The sequence below is a fragment of the Pedobacter polaris genome (assembly GCF_005116505.1).
GTDB classification, from domain to species: Bacteria; Bacteroidota; Bacteroidia; order Sphingobacteriales; family Sphingobacteriaceae; genus Pedobacter; species Pedobacter polaris.
Genome location: NZ_SWBR01000014.1, coordinates 1 through 836 on the forward strand (window position 1 = coordinate 1; position 836 = coordinate 836).

Here is an 836-nt window from a genome sequence, read left to right on the forward strand (position 1 = left end):
AATTATACTTTTGCCGGCTCAACCGGTACATTTACAGCTTTAACTACCCCCACTAATCCAGCCCTTTCAGCCGGTGATGTAGATGACGGATACTTCAATAACATACCAATCGGATTTGATTTCTGGTATATGGGCACCAGATACACAACCATATCTGCAAGTACGAATGGCTGGCTTACACTTGGCGCAAATATTACGGATGCGAGCTATACCCGGGATATTGTCAGCGGGGGGGCACCCAGGCCTGTATTAGCCCCCTTATGGGATGACCTGCATTTACAGGTCGCCACCAATGTATCCTATCGGGTAACAGGCAGCTCCCCAAATCGTATTTTCACCATTCAGTACCTCAACGTCCGCTGGAACTATACAGCGACGGGCAATACGATCTCCTTCCAAACAAAATTGTACGAAGGTACCGGTAAAGTTGAATTTGTATATAGGCCGGAAACAGGCGCCCTTGCATCGGCTTCAGCTCATATTGGCATTACAGCTACTTCAACCGGAGCGGGCAACTTTCTTTCGGTAACCAACGCAGGAACAGGCGTAAATTCAACAACGGCACAAAGTGTAACCACCAAACCTGTTTCAGGAAGGACGTATGGCTTTACCCCCCCTATACCAACAGCTCCTGGCAGTTTAACTTTTACAGGAGTAAGCGGTACGGCAATGACACTAAATTGGTCAGATCTTTCCTCCAATGAAAGAGGCTTTGTCGTTTACAGCTCTTCAGATGGAGTGAACTATTCTTTTGCAAGCCAAACCGCAGCAGGGATTACTTCTTCAGTACAATCTGGTTTAACAGCAGGGCTTACCTACTATTGGAAAGTTTATGC

General features: G+C 46.8%; 1 protein-coding gene. It reads left to right on the forward strand.

Annotated elements, in window-relative coordinates:
• Window positions 1-836 (forward strand): fibronectin type III domain-containing protein (locus tag FA048_RS19790; protein WP_205943534.1); only part of this gene is annotated, 836 nt, incomplete at both ends.